Origin of the sequence: Methylobacterium sp. Leaf123, assembly GCF_001423405.1 — a bacterium.
In the GTDB taxonomy this organism is placed as follows: domain Bacteria; phylum Pseudomonadota; class Alphaproteobacteria; order Rhizobiales; family Beijerinckiaceae; genus Methylobacterium.
In genome coordinates, this window is the sequence record NZ_LMNS01000038.1 from 1 (window position 1) to 20449 (window position 20449).

24 protein-coding genes are annotated in these 20449 nt (G+C 69.0%); 7 read left to right on the plus strand and 17 right to left on the minus strand.

What is annotated here, in order from left to right; translation table 11 throughout:
- The first annotated feature begins 320 nt into the window (after window positions 1-320).
- A complete protein-coding gene (locus tag ASF53_RS19645) occupies window positions 321-1439 on the plus strand; it encodes a heme-binding protein (RefSeq protein WP_156635704.1) in 1119 nt (372 codons plus the stop codon).
- Window positions 1440-1513: 74 nt separating this feature from the next.
- On the opposite strand, the gene ASF53_RS19650 is transcribed toward ASF53_RS19645, so the two are convergent.
- The gene (locus ASF53_RS19650; protein ID WP_056202587.1) at window positions 1514-1951 is read right to left on the minus strand and encodes a DUF3429 domain-containing protein; all 438 of its coding nucleotides are present in this window, start codon (window positions 1949-1951) and stop codon (window positions 1514-1516) included.
- Between the two features lie 312 nt (window positions 1952-2263).
- Between ASF53_RS19650 and ASF53_RS19655 the strand changes: the two genes are divergently transcribed.
- The 3 genes from ASF53_RS19655 (at window position 2264) to ASF53_RS19665 (ending at window position 4708) form a co-directional block, all read left to right on the plus strand.
- On the plus strand, window positions 2264-3592 hold the full coding sequence (locus ASF53_RS19655) for a chloride channel protein (protein ID WP_056202591.1): 1329 nt from the start codon (window positions 2264-2266) through the stop codon (window positions 3590-3592).
- A gap of 73 nt (window positions 3593-3665) precedes the next feature.
- On the plus strand, window positions 3666-3845 hold the full coding sequence (locus ASF53_RS19660) for a DUF1328 domain-containing protein (protein WP_056202595.1): 180 nt from the start codon (window positions 3666-3668) through the stop codon (window positions 3843-3845).
- 17 nt (window positions 3846-3862) lie between these two features.
- Entirely contained in the window at window positions 3863-4708 is an 846-nt protein-coding gene (locus ASF53_RS19665; RefSeq protein WP_056202598.1) for an SDR family oxidoreductase, read from the plus strand.
- Window positions 4709-4917: 209 nt separating this feature from the next.
- Here ASF53_RS19665 and thiL read toward each other — a convergent pair whose 3' ends face one another.
- Genes thiL through ribH form a run of 3 tightly spaced genes read right to left on the minus strand, consistent with a single transcriptional unit; the run spans window position 4918 to window position 6934 of the window.
- Window positions 4918-5895, minus strand: a complete 978-nt coding sequence (gene thiL, locus ASF53_RS19670) for a thiamine-phosphate kinase (RefSeq protein WP_056202604.1) — start codon at window positions 5893-5895, stop codon at window positions 4918-4920.
- Between the two features lie 5 nt (window positions 5896-5900).
- Entirely contained in the window at window positions 5901-6416 is a 516-nt protein-coding gene (gene nusB / locus ASF53_RS19675; protein ID WP_056202605.1) for a transcription antitermination factor NusB, read from the minus strand.
- On the minus strand, window positions 6413-6934 hold the full coding sequence (ribH, locus tag ASF53_RS19680) for a 6,7-dimethyl-8-ribityllumazine synthase (protein WP_056202606.1): 522 nt from the start codon (window positions 6932-6934) through the stop codon (window positions 6413-6415). The genes nusB and ribH overlap by 4 nt, the downstream gene beginning before the upstream one ends.
- 390 nt (window positions 6935-7324) lie before the next feature.
- Between ribH and ASF53_RS19685 the strand changes: the two genes are divergently transcribed.
- Both ASF53_RS19685 and ASF53_RS19690 read left to right on the plus strand, forming a co-directional pair.
- Window positions 7325-8845 (plus strand): UbiA family prenyltransferase, encoded by a 1521-nt coding sequence (locus ASF53_RS19685; protein WP_056202607.1) that lies wholly within the window; start codon window positions 7325-7327, stop codon window positions 8843-8845.
- The gene (locus ASF53_RS19690; protein ID WP_056202609.1) at window positions 8845-9270 is read left to right on the plus strand and encodes a GtrA family protein; all 426 of its coding nucleotides are present in this window, start codon (window positions 8845-8847) and stop codon (window positions 9268-9270) included. The genes ASF53_RS19685 and ASF53_RS19690 overlap by 1 nt, the downstream gene beginning before the upstream one ends.
- Here the strand turns inward: ASF53_RS19690 and ASF53_RS19695 are convergent.
- Window positions 9258-10478 (minus strand): hypothetical protein, encoded by a 1221-nt coding sequence (locus ASF53_RS19695; protein ID WP_056202611.1) that lies wholly within the window; start codon window positions 10476-10478, stop codon window positions 9258-9260. The two genes, ASF53_RS19690 and ASF53_RS19695, sit on opposite strands and share 13 nt — an antisense overlap.
- Window positions 10479-10772: 294 nt before the next feature.
- Between ASF53_RS19695 and ASF53_RS19700 the strand changes: the two genes are divergently transcribed.
- On the plus strand, window positions 10773-11294 hold the full coding sequence (locus ASF53_RS19700; protein ID WP_056202613.1) for a hypothetical protein: 522 nt from the start codon (window positions 10773-10775) through the stop codon (window positions 11292-11294).
- A 13-nt stretch (window positions 11295-11307) separates the two neighbouring features.
- Here the strand turns inward: ASF53_RS19700 and ASF53_RS19705 are convergent, their stop codons facing one another.
- The 12 genes from ASF53_RS19705 to ASF53_RS19760 form a co-directional block, all read right to left on the minus strand.
- Entirely contained in the window at window positions 11308-11946 is a 639-nt protein-coding gene (locus ASF53_RS19705; RefSeq protein ID WP_056202615.1) for a riboflavin synthase, read from the minus strand.
- 1 nt (window position 11947) lies between these two features.
- Window positions 11948-13024 carry a bifunctional diaminohydroxyphosphoribosylaminopyrimidine deaminase/5-amino-6-(5-phosphoribosylamino)uracil reductase RibD gene (gene ribD, locus ASF53_RS19710; protein ID WP_200943306.1) on the minus strand — a complete coding sequence of 359 codons (1077 nt, stop codon included), beginning with the start codon at window positions 13022-13024 and terminating at the stop codon, window positions 11948-11950.
- 50 nt (window positions 13025-13074) lie between these two features.
- A complete protein-coding gene (gene nrdR, locus ASF53_RS19715) occupies window positions 13075-13632 on the minus strand; it encodes a transcriptional regulator NrdR (RefSeq protein ID WP_056202619.1) in 558 nt (185 codons plus the stop codon).
- A gap of 63 nt (window positions 13633-13695) precedes the next feature.
- Window positions 13696-14190 (minus strand): RrF2 family transcriptional regulator, encoded by a 495-nt coding sequence (locus ASF53_RS19720; RefSeq protein ID WP_082482872.1) that lies wholly within the window; start codon window positions 14188-14190, stop codon window positions 13696-13698.
- Window positions 14191-14400: 210 nt separating this feature from the next.
- Window positions 14401-15705: a serine hydroxymethyltransferase gene (gene glyA, locus ASF53_RS19725; RefSeq protein WP_056202627.1), complete on the minus strand. Its 1305-nt coding sequence runs from the start codon at window positions 15703-15705 to the stop codon at window positions 14401-14403.
- Window positions 15706-16068: 363 nt separating this feature from the next.
- Entirely contained in the window at window positions 16069-16554 is a 486-nt protein-coding gene (locus ASF53_RS19730; RefSeq protein WP_200943308.1) for a F0F1 ATP synthase subunit B family protein, read from the minus strand.
- 90 nt (window positions 16555-16644) lie between these two features.
- Window positions 16645-17250, minus strand: a complete 606-nt coding sequence (locus ASF53_RS19735) for a F0F1 ATP synthase subunit B (RefSeq protein ID WP_056202633.1) — start codon at window positions 17248-17250, stop codon at window positions 16645-16647.
- A gap of 197 nt (window positions 17251-17447) precedes the next feature.
- A complete protein-coding gene (locus ASF53_RS19740; RefSeq protein WP_003601125.1) occupies window positions 17448-17675 on the minus strand; it encodes a F0F1 ATP synthase subunit C in 228 nt (75 codons plus the stop codon).
- Between the two features lie 60 nt (window positions 17676-17735).
- Window positions 17736-18491, minus strand: coding sequence for a F0F1 ATP synthase subunit A (locus ASF53_RS19745; RefSeq protein WP_003601124.1), 756 nt, complete (start codon window positions 18489-18491; stop codon window positions 17736-17738).
- A gap of 136 nt (window positions 18492-18627) precedes the next feature.
- Entirely contained in the window at window positions 18628-18981 is a 354-nt protein-coding gene (locus tag ASF53_RS19750) for an AtpZ/AtpI family protein (RefSeq protein WP_056203824.1), read from the minus strand.
- 163 nt (window positions 18982-19144) lie between these two features.
- Complete coding sequence (locus ASF53_RS19755) at window positions 19145-19798, minus strand: DsbA family protein (protein ID WP_056202636.1); 654 nt, start codon at window positions 19796-19798, stop codon at window positions 19145-19147.
- A 172-nt stretch (window positions 19799-19970) separates the two neighbouring features.
- Complete coding sequence (locus ASF53_RS19760) at window positions 19971-20447, minus strand: DUF721 domain-containing protein (RefSeq protein WP_056202638.1); 477 nt, start codon at window positions 20445-20447, stop codon at window positions 19971-19973.
- Window positions 20448-20449: the final 2 nt, after the last annotated feature.

A 20449-nucleotide genomic window follows, 5' to 3' on the forward strand; every position in this document is an offset into this window, starting at 1 on the left:
TCCACATGGCACGTCCAGATCAGGCTTCAGCACCCTTCTGGAATCACCGCCATCCCGGCCACTCAACCCCGGCCAGACATTATCGGACGGGCTCTCAGACGAGCGTCGCGCCGGCCTTAGGGCTGGTCGCGCGGCTCGGCATGAGGATCGGCAGGAACACCACCTCAGACCAATCTAACAAACGCCCAAGAGCGTCCCGGTCCGCAGGGCCTTCCGCCGGCATCTCGTGACCCGAAATCGTCTCGTGAATACGACTTCTGCGCGAAAGTCGACAAACAGATAATTTGCAATGGTACTCCTTTTCAAGGAGGACAGGCGCCATGACTGCTGTCAAAAACCCGGAGCGCAGAACCCGCAAGTTTTCCGAAATCATTACACCGCAGCCCGTACGCACCCGTAGCTTGTCCAGCCGGGGGGTCGCGCCGCGCCAGGAGCTTGGTCCGCTCGAACAATTGCTGGGCGTGTGGAACGGGCGGGGCACGGGCTGGAACATGATCGCCCTGCCGTTTCACAAAGCTCCGGCGTCGCCGGCAGGATTCAAGTTCCGTGTGCTGATGAACCAATACGACGAGGAGCTTCAGTTCACCTTCATTGACGATGACGTTCCCAATCGCGGGCTCTCACGGCCCAGCCAGCCCGACTTCGATCAGTTCGTCGTCACGCTCGACTATCAGCAGAAGATCGCACAGATCGCAGCGGAAGATCGGCCGAGCAGCGGCGGTCTCGCCGGCCCGGTCGGACTGCCGATCCATCACGAGCCCGGCTTGTGGCTCTACGAAAAGAACCGCCGAACCAAGGACGATCAGATCAAGGGTGACGCAATCTCGGAAGTCGAGCTCGATGTCGCTCGGCTGGCGTCGATCCCCCACGGCAACTCCGTTCTGGCACTCGGCAAGTCGGAGTTGCACGATGGCATGCCGCCCATCCCACCCGTGAGCGGACTACCCTCAGGCCGATTCGAGGATGTCTCAACTCCGGACTATGACTTCAGGTCAGCCGCCAATCCGGATCCGTATCTTGAGCCCTACCGGCATTACATCGACCATCCGTTCATGGGGAATGTCACGGTGCCCGGATTTCCGGGTTTCAGCCCCGCCGACATGAACCAGATCCTTCGCTTCGCGAACCAGAATGTCGACATCGTTCGAACGACGACGCTGACAGTGGATTCGACTCGGAAAAGCGCCGGTATATCGAACGTTCCGTTCTCGGTTCGCGAGGCCGAGCCCGTCAGCATGAAGTCGACATTCTGGATTCAAGAGCTGGCGGAGAAGGACGACCAGGGGAAGCCGAAACTGCGGCTGCAATACTCACAGGTCGTCATGCTACATTTCTTTCGCCCCCGCGAAGACGAATTACCGGAAAGAGCCGTCTGGCCGCATATTAGCATCGCGACCTTGGATAAAATGCCTGCCAATTATGAGCTTGTGGAAGGTTAGACCACAAACCACGCCCTTCGAGAGATCCAGGACGCATCGCCCGGAAAGCGGTGGCCAGCATTCGGGACGATCCCTTATGCGGCCACCAATAGCGCCGCCCCGGCGACGGCGGACAGGGCCAGCCGCAGGCGGCCCATCCAGGCCGGGACCATGCCGCGGCGGGGCAGGTCCTGATCGACGATGCCCCAGAGCAGTACGAGCGCGCCGAGCATCCGCAGATCCCAGGGCGGCGGGGCGGCGAGCGCCGCCCAGGCGAGGAGCGAGGGCACGATCGCGAGGCCGTAATCGCGCCAGCCCGCATCGCGGGCCGCCGCCGCTCCCCAGCGGATACCGCCGAGGAACGAGGCGATCACCGCCCCGTAGGCGGAGAGGATGGTGCGCGGCGACAGGCCGATGGTGCCGAGCCCGACATCCGTGCCGCTGACCGAGAGGGCCGCAAAGCCCACGAACGGAATCAACCCCGCAATGCCCAGAAGGACCGCGCTCGCCGGTACCGTGGTCAGCCGCCCCATGCCGTCTCCCTGGCTGATTGCCGCGCGGCCCGGTTCTGCGGGATCCGCGCATCGTCCGCCTCGACCGCCGGCCATGCGAGACCCAGGATGGGCCACCGACAACCGGGGGTGTCATGAAGCCTTCTAAACGCGCAGATCCTCATCCATGTCGCAACCGAGACCATTTGTTGCAGCGCCCGGTCTCCCCCTCCGTACCGGCCCTCCACATCGGATGACGCGTTCGCGCCGGATCCTCGCGCCGCGGCGATGGCCCTGCGCCGATTTCGCCGCCAGGGTGTGGGCGACACGGTCCATCCCTTGCGTGATCCCCCCATGCCGCTGCGCCCCACGGACCTGAGACCAGCCCTGTCGCGGCTGCGCGGTGCCTCCGGCAATGCGTGGACGACCTGGCGCAGGCGGAGCCTGTTCCTGGTGGGCGGCATCTGCGTCGGCCTGGCGGCGGTGCTGATGGCCAAGGCGGCCGATGCGGCGCAGGATCTCTTCCGGCACGGGCTCCACGCCTCGCCGGCCCTGGCGCTTCTGCTCTGCCCGGCCGGCTTCGCGCTCGCCGCGTGGCTCGCCCGCACCGTTTTCCCGAACGCGCAGGGCTCGGGCATCCCGCAGGTGATCGCCGCCCGTGCCCTGGATGCCGGGCCCGCGCGCCGCGCGCTGGTCTCGCTCAAGGTGGCGGCGGGCAAGATCGTCGTGATGTGCCTCGGGCTCCTGTGCGGCGCCTCGATCGGCCGCGAAGGGCCCACCGTGCAGGTCGGCGCGGCGATCATGGCCGCCTTCGGGACTTTGAGCCCGGAGCGGATGCGGGGCCTGCTGCTCGCGGGCGGCGCGGCCGGGGTGGCGGCCGCCTTCAACACGCCGCTGGCCGGCATCGTCTTCGGCATCGAGGAACTCGGCCGGGCCTATGACAGCCGCGGCAGCGCGCTGATCGTCGCCACCATCGTCGCCGCCGGCCTGACCTCGCTCGCGATCCTCGGCGACTACACCTATTTCGGCACGTCGGACGCGCGGCTCTCGCTGGCCGCCGGCTGGCTCGCGGTGCCGCTGCTCGGCGTGGCGGGCGGCCTTGCGGGCGGTCTGTTCAGCCGCATCGTCATCGCGTTCGGCCGCGGCCTGCCGGGACGGGTGGGCGGGTGGATCGGGCGCCGTCCCGTCCTGTTCGCCGGCCTGTGCGGGCTCGGCGTCGCCCTGTGCGGGCTTGCCTCCGGCGGCTCCGTCTACGGCACCGGTTACGAGGAGGCGCGGGCGCTGCTCCATGCCGGGAACGATCCGCGCTGGGATTTCGCCCCGCTCAAGTTCCTGGCAACCGTCCTGTCCGCGATCAGCGGCATTCCCGGCGGTCTGTTCGCGCCGTCGCTGGCCGTCGGCGCCGGGCTGGGCGCGGAGGCGAGCCTGTTCCTGCCGGATGTGCCGGTCGGCGCGCTCGTGCTGATCGGCATGACCGCCTACCTCACCGGCGTGCTTCAGGCGCCGCTCACCTCCTTCGTCATCGTCACCGAGATGACCCAGAACCACGCGATGATGATCCCGCTGATGCTCGCGGCGCTGATCGCGGATGCGGTCTCGAAGCTGGTCTGCCGCGGCGGCCTCTATCACACCCTGGCGGAGCTGCTGGTGCGGCGCGCGGCGGCGGAGCAGACCGGCGCTTAAAGCGCGAGCCGCGACGGAACGCCGCCGGCTCATCGGCCGTTACTGCTCCGCTTTTGTTTCGGAGTGAACTGCCATGACGCTTCTCAAATGGGCCGCCATCGCCTTCGTGATCTCGCTTGTTGCCGGCGGCCTCGGCTTCACCGGCATCGCCTCCGGCGCGAGTTCGATCGCCCGCATCCTGTTCGGCCTGTTCCTCGTGCTCGCCATCGTCATCGTGGTGATCGCGCTGGCCATCGGTCAGGCGGTGTTCTGAGCCGCCGGCTCCAACCCGTGCGCCTCGACGGCCGCACCGCCCTCGTCACCGGCGCCTCCTCCGGGATCGGCGCCGAGACGGCCCTGGGGCTCGCCCGCCTCGGGGCGCGGGTCGGCCTCGTCGGGCGCGACCGCGCGCGCACGGAACGCGCCGCCGCGCATCTGCGCCGGGAGACCGGCGGCGCGGCGGACGTCTTTCTCGCAGACCTGTCGAGCCAAGCCGAGATCCGCAGGCTCGCGGGCGAGGTGAGGGCGCTCTACCCGGCCCTCGACCTCCTCGTGAACAATGCCGGCGCGATCTTCTCGGAGCGCCACGTCACCGCCGATGGCATTGAGCGCACCTGGGCCCTCGACCACCTCGCCTACGTGCTGCTGACGCACGAGCTGCGTGGCGCGCTCGAAGCCGCGCCCCGTGCCCGCATCGTCAACCTCGCCTCGGCCGCCCATACCCGCGGGCGCATCGATTTCGAGGATCTCGGCGGCGAGCGCCGCTACGGCGCGATGAAGGCCTATGCCCAGGCCAAGCTCGGCAATGTGCTGTTCACCACCGCGCTCGCCCGGCGGCTGGCCGGCAGCGGCATCACCGTCAACGCGGTGCATCCGGGTGTCGTGGCGAGCGACTTTGCCAAGAACACGAAGGGCGGGCTCGGCTTTGCCTGGAGCCTGATCCGCCCGTTCCTGATCTCGACCGAGGCCGGCGCCCAGACCTCGCTTCACGTCGCCACCGCGCCCGAACTCGCTGGCGTGAGCGGGCGCTACTTCGCCAAGAGCCGCGAGACCGCCGCGTCCGCCCGCAGCCGGGATGAGGCGTTGCAGGAGCGGGTCTGGGCCCTGAGCCGGCGCCAGACCGGAATCGAGGTGTAACCCGGCTCGCCGTCGACCGTGCTGTTCCTTATGGGACGCGCGCTTACTCAGCCCCCGTCTTCGTGTTGTTCTCTTTGCTCTTCTGGATGTGGGCGCGTCGGCACTCATCGACGCTCGGCTGCTGTTTCGTCGCCGCGCTCGCCGATTGAGCGTTGCTCCCCCTGGCGCTTTCGGCCTGCACGATCATGGGCAGAGCCGCGGGCACCGCTTCAGAAGTGGCTGAACGAGGCGCGGGCAAAGCCCATTGCGCGCCCATGCGCATCGTGAAAGCGCGGCGGCCCGTCGCCGGCTTCCACGGTGCCGATTTCGGCAGCGGGCACCCCGGCGGCCCGCGCCTCGGCCAGGAACGCGCCTACGGCGTCGGGCGGCACGGCGCAGAGGATCTCGTAATCGTCGCCGCCGGTCAGGGCCGTATCGAGGCGGCTCGCATCGCCGGCGATGGCCGCCTGCGCGGCGGGTGAGAGCGGCACCACCGGCACGTCGATCCGGGCGGTCAGGCCGGTGCCGGCGAACATCTTCGTCAGATCGCCCGCAAGCCCGTCCGAGACGTCCATGGCCGCGCGGGCATGGCGGCGCAGCACCGGGGCGAGCGCCAGCCGCGGGCGCGGATGAAGGTAGCGGTCGAGGAGCGCATCGCGGTGGAGGGGGGCCAGCGCGGGATCGGGCGTGAGCCGCAGGGCGAGGCCCAAAGCCGCGTCGCCGATCGTGCCGCTGACGCAGAGCCGGTCACCCGCTCGCGCCGCCTGCCGCCTCAGGATGCCGCCGGCCGGCACCTCGCCGAAGGCGGTCACGCCGATGAGCGCCGGGCCGCCGGAGCGCACCGTGTCGCCGCCCAGCAGCGGGCAGCCATGGGCGCGGCTCGCCGCACCGAGACCCTCGGCGAAGGCCGCGAGCCACGCCTCGGTCCAGTCGTCCGGCAGCGCGAGGGTCAGGAGGAAGCCGCGCGGGCTGGCGCCCTTGGCGGCGAGATCCGACAGGTTCACGCCGAGCGCCTTGTTGGCGATGGAGCCGGGCGGGTCGTCGGGGAAGTAATGCACGCCGGCCACGATGGCGTCGGCCGTCACCACGAGGTCGTGGCCGGGCGTCGGCGTCAGGCTCGCGGCGTCGTCGCGCAGTCCCTCGGCCCCGGGGCCACTGAGCGGCGCGAAGTAGCGCGCGATCAGCGCCTCCTCGCCCGCACGCGCCATGCCGGTCAGCCCTTCTTCGCCGGGCCGGGCGCGGCAGGAATCCCGAACTCGGTGGAGCGCACCTCGCGGCCGACCCGGTCGAGCACGGCGTTGACCATGCCCGGCTCGTCGCCGCCGTAGAAGCTGTAGGCGACCTCGACATATTGCGAGATCGCGGCGCGGGCCGGCACGTCGCGGCGGAACATCAGCTCATAGGCGCCCGCCCGCAGGATGGCGCGCAGCACCGCTTCGAGCCGGCGTAGCGGCCAGCCCTTCGCCAGCGCCGTATCGAGCTTCGGGTCGATGGCGCGCTGCTCCTCCACGGCGCCGCGGAGCACGTCACGGAAGAACGCGATCTCGGCCGGGGGGTGAACGACGCCGTCGACCTCCTGACCGATCCAGAAGGCCTCGAACTCGGCGAGCGCTTCGATCACGCCCTTATCCGAGATCTCCATCTCGTAGAGCGCCTGCACCACGGAGAGGCGCGCGCCGGTGCGGGCGTTCGGCTTCGGCTGGGCCGGTGTCGCGGCGGGTTCTGTCATCGGGCGGGTTCCAGGTTGGCGGCGCGCTTGATGGCGAGGAGGCTCAGGGCCGCCTCCGCTGCACCGCCGCCCTTGTTCATCTCGGAGACCCGGGCGCGAGCGAGCGCCTGCTCCATGGTCTCCACGGTGAGGATGCCGTTGCCGAGCGGCAGGTGCTCGGACACGGAGAGGTCCATCAGCGCACGGGCGCTCTCGCCCGCGACGATGTCGTAATGGCCGGTCTCGCCGCGGATGACGCAGCCGAGCGCCACGGCCGCATCGTAGGGTCCGCCGGCCTTGCGGCCGGCCTCCATCAGGATCGCGATGGCGGCGGGGATTTCGAGGGCGCCCGGCACCGTGAAGACCCGCGCCTCGGCGCCGACCGCCTCGATCGCGGCGCGGGCACCGGCCAGCAATTCGTCGGCGATGTCGTCGTAGTAGCGCGCCTCGACCACCAGCACGCGGGTGCCGGCGAGGCTTTCGAGGATGCTCTTGGGGCTATCCTTGGGCGCGTCCGCGTCCCGGCGTTGGGAGACCATGCGACTGTCGTTCCGGGGCGAGTTCACGAATGTTCGGGGCAGGCCGGAGGGTTAGCCCAAGTGCCGCGGGCTCCACAAGCGGCACGGGACGCAGCGCGGGCAATTGCGCGAAGAGCGACGGCGCCGTCCGTCCGGTGCGGGTCCCGACCGTACCGAACTGCCCAAGCGGAGCGAAGGCGAAGGCCGCCAGCGTTCGAGGCCGGACCGGCAACAGCACAATTCAGCGGAGGCGGAAAGGTTTGATCAATCAAATGGAGCCGAAGTCTCGGTGCTACAACCTGCGGTGACATTCATTAACCCGGCTGAAGTCGATCCCGGCGATAGACTGTCGAACGCAAATTCGCGGGTGTTCGACCACCGATCCCGCACTGGAAACGGGGGTTATCCCGCATGGCGACGGCGCACGCGCGAAGGGCGGAGACGGCCCCGATCCTGATCGAGGACGCGGCCCCGCGACCGGTGCCGCTGGTGATCGACCTCGACGGCACGCTGCTGCGCACGGATCTGCTTCTGGAAGGCATCATCGCGCTGCTGCGGCGCAACCCGCTGACGCTGCTCCTGATGCTGCTATGGCTGCCGCGGGGCCGGGCTTTCTTCAAGCGCCGCATCGCGGAAGGCGCCGGCCTCGACCTCGCGTCCTTGCCGGTCAACGCGGCGCTGCTCGCCCATATCGAGGCGCGGAAGGCGGCGGGCCAGGAGATCGTGCTCGCCACCGCCGCCGACGAGCTGATGGCCCTGGGTGCCCTGCGGCGTTTTCCGGTCTTCGACCGCGTGGTGGCGAGCGACGGGGTGCGGAACCTCAAGGGTGAGGCCAAGGCGGCGCAGCTCCGGGCGCTCTACCCGCAGGGCTTCGATTATGCGGGCGATGCCAGGGCCGACCTTCCGGTCTGGGCCGCGGCCCAGCGGGTGATCGTGGTGGGCGCCTCCGGCTCCGTGCTCCGCGCGGCGCGGGGGCTCGGCAAGCCGGTCGAGGAATTTCCCGCCGTCTCGCAGTCGCGCGCGCTGCTCAAGGCCCTGCGCCTGCATCAATGGGCCAAGAACGCCCTGGTCTTCCTGCCGCTCGTCCTCGGCGGCCGGGCAGGGGAGTCGCAGGCCTGGGGAAGTGCAGCTCTGGCCTTCCTCGCGCTCGGCCTCGTCGCCTCGGCGAGCTATCTGCTGAACGACCTGCTCGATCTGTCGCACGACCGGGCGCATTGGTCGAAGCGCGAGCGCCCCCTGGCGAGCGGCCGGCTTCCCATCGCCACCGGTCTGGCGGCCCTGGTGCTCGGCCTCGTCGGCGGGCTCGCGGTCGCGGCCTGGGCCGGGGCGGCGGTGCTCACCGGCGTGCTCGCCTATCTCGCCCTGACGCTGGCCTATTCCGCGTGGCTGAAGCGGGTGCCGATGCTCGATGCGCTGACGCTCGGGAGCCTGTTCTCGTTGCGCATTGCCGTCGGCGTCGCGGCGGTCGCGGTGGCGTGGTCGCCCTGGCTCCTGACCTTCTCGATGTTCCTGTTCACGTCGCTGTCCTTCGCCAAACGCCATACCGAGCTGCGCGGGGCGGTGCGGCGCGGGCAGGCCGGCACCATCGCCGGGCGCGGCTATGAGCCGGCGGACGAGCCTGTGGTGCTCGCCTTCGGCATCGCCTCCGGGCTCGCCAGCGTCGTCATCTTCATCCTGTATCTCGCCAACGAGGCGTTCCGCCACGCGATGCTCGCGGCGCCGCCGGCCCTGTGGATCTTCCCGCCGATCCTCGTCCTGTTCATCGGCCGGGTCTGGTTGCTGGCAGGCCGCGACGCGCTCCACGACGATCCGGTCGCTTTCGCGGTCAAGGATCGCCCGAGTCTCATGCTCGCGGGCGTGGCCGGCCTCGCCTTCGCGGTGGCGGCCTTCGGCCTGCCGCCCGGTCTTCTCCCAAAGACGTTCGGGCTGTGATGCAAAGCGAGGTCGTCCGCTTCCTGATCGCCGGCGGCTCGGCGGTGGCGATCAACTGGGTCGCGCGGATCCTGCTGTCGTTGGCGCTGCCTTTCGAGGCGGCCCTGATCCTGGCCTACGGCATCGGCATGGTCGCCGGCTTCTGGCTCTACCGCGTCTTCGTGTTCCGGGCGGCCGCGCACGGCACGCTGCGCGGGCAGCTCGTCCTGTTCCTCGCGGTCAACGCCGTCGGCCTGGCGGTGGTCCTCGCGGTCAGCACACTGGTGATCGACGGCCTGACCGGCCTGTTGCCGGGTCTGAAACCGGCCGTGGCGCAAGCCCTCGGCCACGGCGCCGGCATCGCCGTCGGCGCCGTGACGAACTTTCTCGGCCATCGGCTCCTCACCTTCGGCGCGGCCCTGCGACCGCAGCCTCAGAGCCGGTAGAGCGACACCAGCGTCACCACGGCGAGGTTGGCGACGACGCCCCAGGTGACGAGGATCGGCAGGGCGGCGAAGGCCGGCGGGCGTTCACCGCGCACCATCAGCACGATCAGGATCGGCAGCCAGTCGAGGACGTAGCGCTGGGTCGCGATCTGCTCGGCGCCGTTCGAATGATAGAACAGCGTGATCCCGGCAATGACCGCGATGGTCGCCGCCCCGGCGGCAAAGACCCGGTCGAGCCGCGCGTAGAAGGCCAACAGCAGCCACGGGCTCGCCACGAGGAGCGCCGTGCCCGCCTTGTCGAAGCCGACGAGTTCCGTCAGCCGGGGGCTCCCGAACTCGAAATGGATTCCCTGCAGGAACAGGTAGAGCGTGTTGAACAGCAGGTAGTCGCGCGAGAACAGGCCGCCCTCGGTGATGCGCCGCCAGATGAAACTCTCCTGGCCGGGATTGTGGATGAAGGCGTAGCCGGTCTCGAACGGGCTTCCGAAGCGCGCGGCGTTGTAGGCGCAGTAGATGGCGAGGGCGGCTGCGACGCATAGGCCCGCCAGCATCGCGGATTTCGCCACCGAGGCCGGGTTCGCCAGCAGCGAGCGCCCGCGGGGGAGGGCGAGAACCAGCAGGAACAGCGGATAGAAGATCGCCATCTGCCGACACAGGAAGGCGAGGCCGACGAACAATCCGGCCAGCGGCAACGAACTCCGACAGATCACCGCCCACAGGCTCAATGTCATCATCAGGAAGCCGACGGTCTGGGAGAAGAACCAGACGCCGTCCGAGCGCAGCGTGACCTGATAGAGCGGGCTCGCGAAGGCGAGCGCGGCAAGCAGCCACAACGCCTGCCCGCGCTCGACCTCCAGCGCGCGGAAGATGCGGCTCCAGGCGAGCAGGCTCAGGGCCGACAGGCCGAGGCCGAGTAGCACGAAGCCCTTGAAGCCGGGAAAGCCGAATAGGGCGACGAACGGCGTCAGCACCAGGGCCGGCAGCGGCGGGAAGATGATGTAGGTGCGCCCCTCGAACACCGCGCAGTCGATCTCGGGGCAGTGCTCGACCCAGAGCCGGCCGTGCAGGAACGCGTCGGCCAGCGCCCCGTGCGAGTTGAAGCCGGCATCGCGCAGCGCACCCCGCCCCAGAAGGAGGGCGAGGAGGACGGCACCGCTCAGCGCAGTCAGCGCCGCCAGCACCCTGTCGCGGCGTCCTGTAACCGTCATGATGGCCAGCGCCCTTTTATGAAACGAGCCCGAATCGAGGCGAGAGATTCGGCGGGAAGGATTAAGTCTTCCTCACGGATCATCCGGTGAGCGTCCTCACCAAGACTGGTCGAACCGAAGACCCACCCAGCGCTCACCCGATGCGGCGGCTCAATCGACACGATGCCCGGGACGTTCCGTCTCCTTGAAAAGGTTTCTGTCGATCTGGGACGGGTGTGCATTGCCGAACGCTAAGCGTGACGGCAAGTCTCGGGCAGGCTCGCTCACAACGAAGGGGGCCGACAGGGGATATTCATGACGATCGGATCGCCGAAATTCTTAGGCAGTGCAGCACTCGCCTTCTTTCTGCTGGCCGGCAGCGCCGCCCTCGCCAAGAAAGTCACGGTCGTCCCCGGCGATCGGCCGATCGCCGTCGATATTCCGGCGGCGTGGAAGGTCACCACGATCGATCGCGGCGTCCAGGCCCGGACCGCGGACGAGGAGATCTACCTCTGGTTCGAAAGCTACAAGCCCGCCCAGTTCCAGGCCCTGCTCGGCGAGCACAACGCCTACTTCAAGGGGCAAGGCGTCAAGGTGACCGGCGAGGGCCAGTCGAAGGAGGTCGATTTCCCGACCTACAGCCTCAAGATCACCGAGGTTCCGGCGACCTATGAGAACAAGCCGACGGTGCTGCGCTATCTCTCGGTCGTGCCGAAATCCGATGGCCAGCGCTATCTGCTGGTGAGCTATTGGGCCTCGCCGGAGGGCGACAAGAAGTACGACGCCGAGACGAACCAGATCATGAACAGTCTCGCCGCCTCCTACGACGGCAAGTAAGCCGGAGCGGTCCTCACGCCTGCAACAACCCGCGCGTCTCGGCGAGGCGTGCGGCGTAGCGGGCAAGCAGATCGACCTCCAGATTGATCCGATCCCCCTCGCGGCGCTCCTCCCAGGTCGTGACCGAAAGGCTGTGCGGGATCAGCAGCACCGAAAAGTCGCTGCCCGAGACCGCGTTGACGGTGAGCGAGGTGCCGTCGAGGCAGATTGAGCCCTTCTCGGCGATGAAGCCGGCGAGTGCGGCCGGCGCCCGCAGGGTGAAGCGCTCGCTCGCCCCCCAGGGGTTGTCCTCCCCGGTCATGGTCTCGCGGGCGAGGATCTCGGCGATGCCATCGATATGGCCGGTGACGAGGTGGCCGCCCAGCTCGTCGCCGAGCTTGAGCGAGCGTTCGAGATTGAGCCGCGTGCCCTCGCGCCACGCGCCCACGGTGGTGCGGGCCAGGGTTTCGGCGGCGGCATCGACCGAAAAGCGGCAGCCCGCCCCGTGCGGCTCCACTGCGACGGCGGTGAGGCAGGGGCCGGAGCAGGCGATCGAGGCGCCGAGCGCGATGCCGGCGGGATCGTAGGCGCTCTCGATCACGATCCGGCGCAGGCGCTCCGTGCCCTCCACCGAGACGACGCGGCCGACATCGCTGACGAGTCCGGTGAACATCTCAGATCCTCTCGTAGGTGACCGCCGTGTCGGGGCCGAAGGCGCGGGACTCGGTGACGCTCAGGGAGCCGTCGGCGAGCCGGCGGGCGAGGTTGGCCCCGAGCGCCGGCAAGCCGCCGGCCTCGCCCAGTGTCACGGCGCCGGTGATGAGCGTGCAGGCATCGATGAGATCGTGCGCCGCCAGCGCGTCGGCAAGCGCCGGCCCGCCCTCGCTGCAGATCCGCGTCAGGCCGCGCTCCGCCAGTGCGGTCAGCGCGGCGGGCAGATCGATGCGGCCCCCCGCATCGGTGGGGACGAAGGCGATCTCGACGCCGAAGGAGGCGAGCATCCGCCGGGCATGGGCCGGGGCGCCGCGTCCAGTCAGAACCAGGGTCGGCAGGTCGCGGGCTCCGCGCACGAGGTGACTCGCGGGGTTGAGGCGCAAGGTCGAGTCGAGGACGATCCGCAGCGGCGAGCGCTCGGCGAGCCCGGGAAGCCGGACGGTCAGCGAGGGGTCGTCGGCGCGGGCCGTGCCGATGCCGACCATGATCGCGTCGGCATGGGCGCGCCACAGATGCACCGCGCCATCGGCGATCGGGCCTGTGATCTTCAGCCGCTCACCCGTCGAGGGGGCGGCGAAGCCGTCGCGGGTTCGGGCGAGCTTGAGATGCAGGCTCGGGCGCCCGCGCGTCACGCGGGAGAAATGGCCGCGATGGTCGCGGGCGGCCTCCTCGCGCAACAGGCCGGTTTCCACGGTGATCCCTGCCGCACGTAGGCCCGCATGGCCGCGCCCGGCCACCCGCGGATCGGGATCCTCGATTGCGGTGACCACGCGGGCGATCCCGGCGGCGATCGTGGCATCGGTGCAGGGCGGGGTGCGGCCGTGATGCGAGCAGGGCTCGAGGGTGACGTAGAGCGTGGCGCCGCGGGCGGCCTGGCCGGCCATGGCGAGCGCCAGGGGCTCCGCATGCGGGCGTCCGCCGACGGCCGTCACCGCCTGCCCGACAATGCGGCCCTCCGCCACGACGACGGCGCCAACGCTCGGATTCGGCCAGGTCCGGCCGAGATTGCGCCGCCCCAGCGCGAGCGCGAGGCGCATGGCGCGGCGATCGATCGCTTCCTGTTCGGACACGTCCACGGCTCGCCCCGTCACGCCCGCTTCCGGGCCGGACGGCCACGGCGCGGGGCGGCGACCGCCTCGTCGGACGGGGCGGGCACAGCCTCCCCCTCTTCGGGCAGGACGCCTTCACCCTCCAACCGCTCGCCGAGGGTGCCGAGCAGATCCTGGAAGTCCTGTGCCTCGCGGAAATTCTTGTAGACCGAGGCGAAGCGGACATAGGCGACGTCGTCGAGCCCCTTCAGACCCTCCATCACCGCCTCGCCGATGGCCTCGCTGGTGACCTCGCCCTCGCCGCCGCTCTCGAGGCGCCGGGTGATGCCGCTGACGAGGCGCTCCACCCGCTCGGGATCGACCGTGCGCTTGCGCAACGCCACATCGATCGAGCGCTGGAGCTTGTCGCGATCGAACGGCACGCGCTTGCCCGAGCGCTTGAGCACGACAAGTTCGCGCAACTGCACCCGCTCGAAGGTCGTGAAGCGTCCGCCGCAATCCGGGCAGACGCGGCGGCGGCGGATCGCCGAGGAATCCTCGCTCGGCCGCGAATCCTTCACCTGGGTGTCGGGCCCCCCGCAGAACGGACACCGCATCGCGCGCTCACCACCTCGTCCCGGACGCTCTCAAAAGCCGCCTCTCTCTGCCCCACCCGACGCTCAATTGCCAGAAGCGGGATCACTCGGATCGGGTGCGACCGGCGTCGCTTCCCCGTCGCCCGGCTCGGGGCGAAAGAGGCCGCGGAGTGCGGCGGCCGTCGGTCCGGCCACCACGTCGGCGAGAGTGAGACGGTCGAGTTCGAGGAAGAACGCCTGCTCGGCCGCATCGAGGGCCCATTTGAGGCGGCAGCGGCCGATGAGCGGGCAGGGGTCGCGCCGGCAATCGACCACCGTGCCGACGCCCTCCAGATTGGCAACGAGGCGTCCGAGCCGAATCTCGCGCGCGTCCCGTGCGAGACGCACGCCGCCGGACCGGCCCTGGCGCGCCTCGACGACACCGGCCCGGACCAGCGTCTGGGCGATCTTCTGGAGATGGTGCACCGAGATGTCGAAACGTTGCGCGACGGCCGGGGTCGCAACCCAGGCTCCCGGCGCAGCCAACGTCAGGTGCATCAGCAGACGCAGGCCGTAATCCGTGTGAAGCGAGAGATGCAGGGTCGCCCTCCCGAGCGGTGCCGCGCAACCTTCAGGCGAAGGAAGGCTCGACCCACATCATTTCAAGGATGTACCGACGTGTACACTCCCCGGAACGACAAACCTTACGTGGATTAATTTTGGGGTTGCCCCGAAACGACAGCGGCCGCGGATCCGGAGATCCGCGGCCGCATCGGCCCGCGTTACGGGCCGAATGTGTTTCGATCAGGCTCAGGCGTAGATCGGGAACCGATCGGTGAGGGCGTGGACCTTCTCCTTCACCGCCGCCTCGACCGCGGCGTCGCCACCATCGCCCTTCTCGGCGATGCCATCGAGCACCTGAACGATCAGCGAGCCGACCTGCTTGAACTCGGCGACGCCGAAACCGCGGGTGGTGCTGGCCGGCGTGCCCAGACGGATGCCGGAGGTGATCGTCGGCTTCTGCGGGTCGAACGGCACGCCGTTCTTGTTGCAGGTGATGTCGGCCCGCGAGAGCGCCGCCTCGGCCGCCTTGCCGGTCAGGCCCTTCTTCTGAAGGTCGACCAGCATCAGGTGGTTGTCGGTGCCGCCCGAGGTGATGTCGTAGCCGCCCGAGATGATGGTGTCGGCCAGCGCGCGGGCGTTGTCGATCACCTGCTTGGCGTAGATCTTGAACTCGGGCTTCAGCGCCTCGCCGAAGGCCACCGCCTTGGCGGCGATGACATGCATCAGCGGGCCGCCCTGGAGGCCGGGGAAGATCGCCGAGTTGAACTTCTTGGCCAGGGCCTCGTCGTTCGTGAGGATCATGCCGCCGCGCGGGCCGCGCAGGGTCTTGTGCGTCGTCGTGGTTGCGACATGCGCATGCGGGAACGGCGACGGGTGCAGGCCCGCGGCGACGAGGCCGGCGAAGTGGGCCATGTCGACGAAGAAGTAGGCGCCAACCGAGTCGGCGATCTCACGGAACTTCGCGAAGTCCCAGTGACGCGGGTAGCCCGAGCCGCCGGCGATGATCACCTTGGGCTTGTGCTCCTGGGCGAGGCGCTCGACCTGCTCCATGTCGATGCGCTGGTCTTCGCGGCGCACGGTGTAGGAGACCGGCTTGAACCACTTGCCCGAGACGTTCGGGGGCGCACCGTGGGTGAGGTGGCCGCCGGCCGCGAGGTCGAGGCCGAGGAAGGTGTCGCCGGGCTGCATCAAGGCCATGAACACGCCCTGGTTCGCCTGGGAACCGGAATTCGGCTGCACGTTGGCGAAGCCGCAACCGAACAGGCGCTTGGCCCGGTCGATGGCGAGTTCCTCGGCGATATCCACGAACTGGCAGCCGCCGTAGTAGCGCCGGCCCGGATAGCCCTCGGCGTACTTGTTGGTGAGGACCGAACCCTGCGCTTCGAGCACGGCGCGCGAGACGATGTTCTCGGAGGCGATCAGCTCGATCTCGTGCTGCTGCCGGCCCAACTCCTGCGAGATGGCCTTGGCGATCTCGGGATCGGTCTGGGCAAGAGGAGACGAGAAGAAGGTGTCGAGGTCGGTGGTGTCGGTCGCAGTTCCGGCGCTCATGAGCGTAGCCTCTTTTCGTTGTTTACGGGCAAACCCACCCGTTCTCCCGTCGGCGTTCACGCGGGTGTATTTCAGTCACTATTCGTACACGCCGCGGCACCACAGGCCAAGCACAGGTGATTTTTCGCCTGTCTTCAAAATTTTTAACGGGACCCGTCTCGCTCTGCGGCACCGCAGCGCATCCGGCCCCACACATGAAAACACCCGGCAAAGCCGGGTGTCACGGGACCGATCCAATCGGTGAGTGGCCGGCCCCGCGAACACGCCCGAGAACCGTAGCCGCTCCGATCGAGGCGGCTTGCCGATTTGCGCCGTGTCCTTGCCGAAACCCGGCAAGGGCCCGTTCGATCGGCGCCATCAGGCTCAGGCCTGAAGCCGGCTCTTCACATCGCCGAGGCTGGCCCGGAGAAGATCCTGTGCCGCGGCGCCCTGGAGGCGCTCCCGCAGCAGCGTCTCGGAGACCTTCACGGCCGCGTCGGCGGCGGCAGCGCGAACCTGGGCCGTGGCCTGTGCCTCGGCCTGGGCGATCTTGGCCTCGGCGCCCTTGGTGCGGCGGGCCACGAAGTCGTTGAGACGGGCATGGCCCTCGGCGGCGATGCGCTCGGCGTCCTCGCGGGCACCGGCAATGATCGCTTCGGCCTCACGCTCAGCCTCGGTGCGGCGGCGCTTGTAGTCGGCGAGCACGGCCGCGGCTTCTTCACGCAGGCGGCGGGCCTCGTCGAGCTCGTGGCGCACGCGCTTGGCGCGGCTGTCGAGCCCGTTGGTCATCATCGAGAAGCCGCCGACCCGCCAGACGATGACCAGGAACGCCACGAAGGCGACGGCGACCCAGAATTCCGCGGTCAACAACATGTCGGTCTCAAACCCTTGAACGGCCCTCCGCCCGGCGGGCCGGGGCGGGGTCGGATGGGAGGGGCCGGCAACGGGCCGGCCCGCGGATCAGTGTGCGGCGGGCGTCGCGTCGAGGGCGCGATTCAAGCTCGCCTGGTCGGGAGCTTGGCCGGTCAGCCGCTCGACGATCGCGGAGGCGGTCTCACCGGCAATCGCGCGGACGTTGCCCATGGCTTCGTTCGTGCGGGTGCGGATGGTCGCCTCGGAGGCGGCGAGCCGCTGGTTCAGCTCGGCTTCGAGGGTCTTGCGCTTGGCGTCGGCCTCGGCCGAGAGGGTGTTGCGGGTCTCCTGGGCGATGGCCTGCGCCTTCGCCTGCGCCTCGCGCAGAGACTTCTCGTAGGCGGCACCGGCGGCGTCGGCCTCGGTCTTCATGCGCTGCGCCTCGGTCAGATCGGACGAGAGCCGGCCGGCGCGGTCGCCGAGGATCGCCTCGATGCGCGGCAGCGCAACCTTGGACATCAGGTAGTAGAGCAGGCCGAAGGCCAGGGCGAGCCAGATCAGCTGAGAGAGGAAGGTGTGGCTCTCGAAGGGCGGAAAGGCGCTGCCATGGCCGCCGGAGGGCTGCTCGGTATGGGTATGCGGGCTTCCCGCCGGGACGATGGTCGTGTCCGCGTTCGGGGAGGGGGTCGTGAGGGAATTCTTCTGCTCGGCCATGGCCCTGTCCGGTGACGTCGGAAGGCCGGCTCCGCGGGGGGAGCGGCCGGATCGGTGTCTCTCAGGAAACCTCCGCTGCGCCGCCGTGCCGAGGGACGGACGACCGAGCAGAGGAGGTTTCGCGAGGCACTCTCAACGAGCGGGGGAGCGCGGGGCGGGCCCAGTGGCCGGCCCGCGCTCCCCCGAAGAACGACGCGTCAGACGGCGAAGAGGAGCAGCAGCGCGACGAGCAGCGAGAAGATGCCGAGCGCCTCGGTGAGCGCGAAGCCCAGGAGGAGGTTGGTGCGCTGGCTATCGGCGGCCGACGGGTTGCGCAGGGCGCCCGCGTAGAACTGACCGAACAGGTTGCCGAGGCCGATGCTGGCGCCCGCCATGCCGAGGCAGGCGAGACCGGCGCCGATGTACTTCGCAGCGACGGGATCCATGAAACACTCCTGAAGTTCGAACGGGGTTCGTTGAGGGCGGAAGGGTCCGGCCGGGAAGGATCAGTGGCCGGGGTGGAGGGCGTCGGCGAGGTAGACCGCCGTCAGCGTCGCGAAGACGTAAGCCTGAAGGGCCGCGACGAGGAACTCGAGAGCCGTCAGCGCGATGGTGAGCGCGAGCGGCAGGGGCGAGAGCACGCCCCAGGCACCGGCAACCAGAAGCTGGACCACGAAGAAGGCGAAGATCTTCAGCGCGATGTGGCCGGCCAGGATGTTGGCGAAGAGACGAACCGAGAGGCTGATCGGCCGCGACAGGAACGACACGATCTCGATCGGCACCATGATCAGCAGCAGCGGCTTCGGCACGCCCGACGGCACGAACACGCCGAGGAAGTGGGTGCCGTGCTTGGCGACGCCATAAATCACCACGGTCAGGATCACGACCAGCGCGAGGCCGAAGGTGACGATGAGGTGGCTGGTCACCGCGAAGGCGTAGGGGATCATCCCGAGCAGGTTCAGGATGAGCACGAACATGAACAGCGAGAACACGAGCGGCAGGAAGCGCTTGCCGTCCTCGCCGGTCGCTTGGTGCACCGTGTCGGCGATGAATTCGTAGAGCGTCTCGGCCAAAGCCTGGAGACGGCCCGGAACCACGGAACGCCCGGAGGTCGCCACGATGGTCAGCAGCGCGATGATGCCCACCGCGGCGAACATGTAGAGAGCCGATTGCGTGAACGCGAGCTGCTGGTTGCCGATGTGACCCAGCGAGACGAGCGGCTGCAGCTCGAACTGGTGGATCGGGTCGATACTGACCGCCATGTGCCCGCTTCCGCCCCTTTGTGTGTCGCGCGAGGAAGCCTTTGCGGCTCCCGTCTGTCGCGCGTCGCCCTTACACGATGCCGGGCGAGTCTCAAGACCCTTGAGGCGTCTTGGAGACCCTTACCGGCGATCTTTCTCAGTTTTTCTTGGTGCTGAAGCCGCTGACCCGCATGACGTTGTAGATCCCCGTCACGAAGCCCAGCATCAGCAGCACGATCATCCCCCACGGCTTGGAGCCGAAGAGATGATCGACGATGTAGCCGAGGATTCCCCCGGCGATCACACCCGCGATGAACTCGGTCGAGAGCCGCATGGCCTGGCCGAGCGGGGCAGACCCGCCGGACGTGCCGGTGCGCGCAAGCTTGTCGGGCGCGGTGTTGGGCCGCTTGCCTTCGAGCTGCGTCTCGAGACGCTTGAGCCTCGCGGAGAGATCGCCTTCGGTGGGAGCCTTTTCCGGCCCGCTCCCATCACCTGCCGGGCCGCCGCTCACGGGCGACCCCACATGTCGTCGGGAGCGAAGGGAAAGGTTTCACCCCCTCGGCGCGGCGCACCATAGTTTCGCCAACCTTGAGTGTCAAGGCAGCCGAATTGCCCATTAAGCTGTTGATTAAACAACATAATTCTTCATTTTTCCACGGCTTTCGGAAGCCGGATCAGGCCCCCAGGATCGGCTTGATGATCTTCTCCAATTCCTCGATCGAGAGGGCACCGGCGCGCTTCTCGCCGTTGATGAAGAAGGTCGGCGTCGATTCAACCTTGAGGGTGTCGAGGCCGCGGGTCTTGACCGCATTGATGGCGGCGTAGGTCTTCTGGTCCTTCAGGCAGGCCTCGAACTTCTCCTTCGAGAAACCAGCCTGACGCAGGAGTTGCTCCAGGGCATCGACCGGCGATTGCGGCTTGCGCACGAAGGCCCAGTTCTGCTGCTGGTCGAACAGCAGATCGGTGATCGGGTAGTACTTCGCCTCGCCGTCGCAGCGGGCCAGCATGAAGGCGGCGGTGGCCAGCGGATCGAGCGGGAACTCGCGCAGGGTGAAGCGCACCTTGCCGGTGTCGATGTAGCGCTCCTTGAGCACCGGCCACGTCGTCGCGTGGAAATGGGCGCAGTGCGAGCAGGTCATCGAAGCGTATTCGATGATCGTCACCTTGGCGTCCGCCGGCCCGAGCCAGACATCGCCGAGGGGGCCGGGCTGCATCAGGGCGGCGGTGTCGGCCGATTGCGCCAGCGCCTCGAGGGTCAGGCGGGGAAGCAGGGCGGCGGTGCCGAGGGCAAGGCCGGTCAGTTTCAGGGCATCGCGCCGGGTGATCATGGCAGGGCGGGCTCCGTTCGCAGGCCGCATTCGGCCCGATACCGCGCAGGATAGGACGGAACGGCTCCGTCCGGCCGGGGGACGCGTCGCCGCACGGCCTTTCGCGAGCCGCTTATCACGCCGCGCCGCCGCCCGCACGCTCTTCGGTTTATCGGATGCCAGGCCTGCGGCGCTATCGCCGCGCCACCACGGCGATGCCGAGTCGGTCGAGGGCGTCGCGCAGGCACTCTTCCTCGATGCGCGCCACCGCCAAGGCCACCTCGCCGCGCCGGGCCGGGTCGAGGGCCTTTTGCGGGACGCGGCGCGTCGCCCGATGCACGCGATCCTGGCGCATGACGATCTTTCCGATGCAGGCCCAGCCGTAATGCGCGTTGACGCGCTGGATCACGATCGGTGCGAGATGCTGGAGTTCGAGGGCGAAGGCGCCCTCCACCCGCACCACCAGCGTGCCGGGCTCCGGCCGGCCTTCCGCATCGCGGCGGGCGCGGCGCGGCCATTCGAGCTTGACCGGCTGGCAAGCCTCGGAGAGCCGCGCGCCGACGATATCCGGCCACGCGGCGAGGATGTCGGAGGAGGCGAAGCCCTGCGCGGCGAAGGCCGGGCCGATGCAGCCCTCGATCAGTTCGCTCAGCGGTTTGACGCGCGCCATCG

Bases quoted from the DNA above. Each gene is read 5' to 3' on its own strand.
- ASF53_RS19645 (WP_156635704.1), top strand. From the start codon at position 321: ATGACTGCTGTCAAAAACCCGGAGCGCAGAACCCGCAAGTTTTCCGAA.
- ASF53_RS19650 (WP_056202587.1), bottom strand. From the start codon at position 1,951: ATGGGGCGGCTGACCACGGTACCGGCGAGCGCGGTCCTTCTGGGCATT.
- ASF53_RS19655 (WP_056202591.1), top strand. From the start codon at position 2,264: ATGCCGCTGCGCCCCACGGACCTGAGACCAGCCCTGTCGCGGCTGCGC.
- ASF53_RS19660 (WP_056202595.1), top strand. From the start codon at position 3,666: ATGACGCTTCTCAAATGGGCCGCCATCGCCTTCGTGATCTCGCTTGTT.
- thiL (WP_056202604.1), bottom strand. From the start codon at position 5,895: ATGGCGCGTGCGGGCGAGGAGGCGCTGATCGCGCGCTACTTCGCGCCG.
- nusB (WP_056202605.1), bottom strand. From the start codon at position 6,416: ATGACAGAACCCGCCGCGACACCGGCCCAGCCGAAGCCGAACGCCCGC.
- ribH (WP_056202606.1), bottom strand. From the start codon at position 6,934: ATGGTCTCCCAACGCCGGGACGCGGACGCGCCCAAGGATAGCCCCAAG.
- ASF53_RS19685 (WP_056202607.1), top strand. From the start codon at position 7,325: ATGGCGACGGCGCACGCGCGAAGGGCGGAGACGGCCCCGATCCTGATC.
- ASF53_RS19690 (WP_056202609.1), top strand. From the start codon at position 8,845: ATGCAAAGCGAGGTCGTCCGCTTCCTGATCGCCGGCGGCTCGGCGGTG.
- ASF53_RS19695 (WP_056202611.1), bottom strand. From the start codon at position 10,478: ATGACGGTTACAGGACGCCGCGACAGGGTGCTGGCGGCGCTGACTGCG.
- ASF53_RS19700 (WP_056202613.1), top strand. From the start codon at position 10,773: ATGACGATCGGATCGCCGAAATTCTTAGGCAGTGCAGCACTCGCCTTC.
- ASF53_RS19705 (WP_056202615.1), bottom strand. From the start codon at position 11,946: ATGTTCACCGGACTCGTCAGCGATGTCGGCCGCGTCGTCTCGGTGGAG.
- ribD (WP_200943306.1), bottom strand. From the start codon at position 13,024: ATGCGCCTCGCGCTCGCGCTGGGGCGGCGCAATCTCGGCCGGACCTGG.
- nrdR (WP_056202619.1), bottom strand. From the start codon at position 13,632: ATGCGGTGTCCGTTCTGCGGGGGGCCCGACACCCAGGTGAAGGATTCG.
- glyA (WP_056202627.1), bottom strand. From the start codon at position 15,705: ATGAGCGCCGGAACTGCGACCGACACCACCGACCTCGACACCTTCTTC.
- ASF53_RS19735 (WP_056202633.1), bottom strand. From the start codon at position 17,250: ATGGCCGAGCAGAAGAATTCCCTCACGACCCCCTCCCCGAACGCGGAC.
- ASF53_RS19740 (WP_003601125.1), bottom strand. From the start codon at position 17,675: ATGGATCCCGTCGCTGCGAAGTACATCGGCGCCGGTCTCGCCTGCCTC.
- ASF53_RS19745 (WP_003601124.1), bottom strand. From the start codon at position 18,491: ATGGCGGTCAGTATCGACCCGATCCACCAGTTCGAGCTGCAGCCGCTC.
- ASF53_RS19755 (WP_056202636.1), bottom strand. From the start codon at position 19,798: ATGATCACCCGGCGCGATGCCCTGAAACTGACCGGCCTTGCCCTCGGC.
- ASF53_RS19760 (WP_056202638.1), bottom strand. From the start codon at position 20,447: ATGGCGCGCGTCAAACCGCTGAGCGAACTGATCGAGGGCTGCATCGGC.